At 47.5% G+C, this 2693-nt stretch carries 4 protein-coding genes and 1 pseudogene; all 5 read right to left on the bottom strand.

The window, feature by feature from the left end; all coding sequences use genetic code 11:
• Positions 1 to 26: 26 nt before the first annotated feature.
• Entirely contained in the window at positions 27 to 326 is a 300-nt protein-coding gene (locus tag H8S65_RS20635; protein ID WP_186931688.1) for a hypothetical protein, read from the bottom strand.
• Complete coding sequence (locus H8S65_RS20630) at positions 320 to 658, bottom strand: hypothetical protein (protein ID WP_186931687.1); 339 nt, start codon at positions 656 to 658, stop codon at positions 320 to 322. Before H8S65_RS20630 ends, H8S65_RS20635 begins: the two co-directional genes overlap by 7 nt.
• A gap of 5 nt (positions 659 to 663) precedes the next feature.
• Complete coding sequence (locus H8S65_RS20625; RefSeq protein WP_186931686.1) at positions 664 to 1848, bottom strand: major capsid protein; 1185 nt, start codon at positions 1846 to 1848, stop codon at positions 664 to 666.
• A gap of 18 nt (positions 1849 to 1866) precedes the next feature.
• Entirely contained in the window at positions 1867 to 2469 is a 603-nt protein-coding gene (locus H8S65_RS20620; RefSeq protein WP_186931685.1) for a hypothetical protein, read from the bottom strand.
• 20 nt (positions 2470 to 2489) lie between these two features.
• Positions 2490 to 2693 (bottom strand): annotated as a pseudogene (locus H8S65_RS20615) (hypothetical protein); the annotation flags it as partial.

The following is a 2693-nucleotide window of genomic DNA, read 5'->3' as shown; positions in this document are numbered from 1 at the left end:
AGTCAAACCACCTTTCCTCGCCATCACTAAACATAAATTACAGAGTGAGTCTGAAATGATTCCCAGCAGATAATATTGACATCAAGTCCTATACTATCAATCCGGATATGCTTTACATCCGACACCGGGCGTACCTTCGTCGAAAATTCACCATGTACGATAAACTCTTTCCCATCGGCATTCTGTTTCACCTGTTGCCCGCTGTTAGATGGGTAATACTGACCTTTGACCTCAATATCCTGAGATACTCCGGCAACCCATTCACCCTTTACCAATGCTCCGGATTGGATCGTTACAATTGCCGTATGTGAATACCGTTTTACCATCGCCCGCCAGAACGCCCACGAGGGACTTCGATTTTATTACCTATCAACTCTGCTTTTTCAGGCTCTCCTCCCTCCCGGTACAAACGCTTTGCCGTAGCATCATACCAAGATCGGGGATATGTGAGAGAAAGCTTGTTTTCTGTGAAGTCCGGCAGACCGCCGACCATTGAATAGAGGTCGGCAGCCACCAGCTTTTGTTTTTGGATATCTATCGTTTTACTATCCTCTGTACCTTCAAGGCCGCGTCCCGGCAAAACGACGTTGTCCAAAAAATCTTCACAGTCGGCAAGACCGGGATAAGCAAGTATTGTATCTCGGATCGTCTTATCCATGGCCGTTATTCTCCGTTTTCGGTATCCTGAATCGTCTGATCTTCCGGTTCAACGGCTTCGCCCAAGAATGTTGCCGGGATATCATCCGTACCCTCGGTATCTTCGGAAACATTCCAGTCCTGGCCATCCACTTTCATGATAAACATGGCATCCGGATCATTCACAACAGGAATAGCATTTGCTTCCGCCTTCGTCCATTCCTTGAACGGTTCCAGCTCAGACCATTTGGTTACCAATACCCAATCCTGTTTCACCATGAGGGCTATCTTCTGCAAGGTAGCGGAAGATTCGGCTGCAATCGGTCCGTGTTGGATATCGCCAACTTTCAGATCCTCCAAGAAGCATACACGTTTACGCTCCCACGGATTGATAGTTTTACGACGATGAGCCTTATCCTCGATACGGACAGACGGATTCACAGTGATGATCTTCACCGGAATTTCCTGTTCGGCCAGATACTCGTTGATAAGATTTTTCGTCACCAATATTTTTGAAGACGAATTAACCCATGCCTTCAATGTGTCGAACGTTGATTTCTGCTTTTTCAGCAAGGAGAAATCCGCTACATGCATTACGACATACCGAATCGTAACCCCTTCGGCAGAAGCAGCGACAACCGTATCTTCGATATCCTGCAAACCATTGGCCGTTGCAGCATTACTCCAATCTACAGTTGATTTACGCTGGTTCTTCTTCGGCATACCACAACCGACAAACTCGGCCGTTACGACACCACCATTGTTCTTGGCGGACAGATGGAAACCGGCACGGCTCATAAGTTGCATACACCACCATTCAAAACGGGCACGAACGGAATTATATACAAAATCTTGATCCTTGAAAGCCAGGTTCAACAATGCCAACTGGTCGGCATCCCCCTGCGCATCACGTTCCAACTGCTTGTATTCGTTGTAATCACTTTCGTTCATACCACGCTTAACGGCTGTCTTCGGAATATCACCGGACAGCTTGCTGATCATCTCGCGCGTTTTCTGCGGAGCGGAAGCATCAAAAGAGATTACGTCAGCCATTACCGGAGCGCCTTTCTCACCGGTTAGCGTCTCCCACTTCAAAGAGGTCTTTCTTTTCACCCCGAAGAAGTTCGGGAAAACGACCGGTTTCACATGGCGGGTATTCAAACGAGCAGCCATGTTCTTTTTATTCACCTGCTTAATTAAACTTCTTTCCATATATCTGATTTTAATGGATTACACAAAACGGATAAACGGCATTAATGCCTTCAGGCCCTTATCTACCGGGAACGGCATACAGGATTCGTTTACCGTACCTCTTACCAATAACCCGGACTGCTGATTGGCTACAGTCAAGTCGACTTTATTCATCGTGACAACCAATTCGCCATCATAAGGCAGCTTGGCAGCTTTCGCAGCCTGCTTGTCTTTAACCTGGACCAATACTTGACCTTTTGTTGCAGCCCCGATCGTTGCAGCCAGCGTAATCGTGTCGAAATCCGCATCACTCTTATCGATAGCCGTGATCTTATCGGACGCGCCTGTCAAAGCTCCACCAATCGTCACGAAGTCACCCACACCGAACAGATGATTCTTGGCCACCTTATAAGTTGTTTCACTGCCAGCATCGGAAGCCATTGCCGTCTTCAATACATGATACAGCCCTGTTTCCGGATCTTTCACCACGATCACGATCGGAGGAAGCTCATCCAACGCCTTGCCATTGAACAAAGCGTTCTGCAGATCTCTGCGGTCAATCGTCCCGCCACCGATCACATCCTCAATAATCTTTTCAATTCCGGGAGGATACTGGAATTCTCTTTCTCTTTTTCTGTACATAACGTTACACTTTACTTGGATTATTCAATACCCAGGTTTACCACACCGGGATTATTCGCACTGTTGTCGGCGTCCTGATCCATCAGCTTTGCCCAATCTGCTTCGGAACGGTCCTGAAGATTTACGGAACCGGGAGCGTAATCGCCACGGGCTACGGCATCATCGATCGCCTTTTGCTGGATTCCGGTATATTCTTCGGACAGTGTTTTGATCTGATCCTCGAT

Source organism: Parabacteroides hominis (genome assembly GCF_014287585.1).
GTDB classification, from domain to species: Bacteria; Bacteroidota; Bacteroidia; order Bacteroidales; family Tannerellaceae; genus Parabacteroides; species Parabacteroides hominis.
This window is presented reverse-complemented; position numbering and strand designations above follow the sequence as displayed.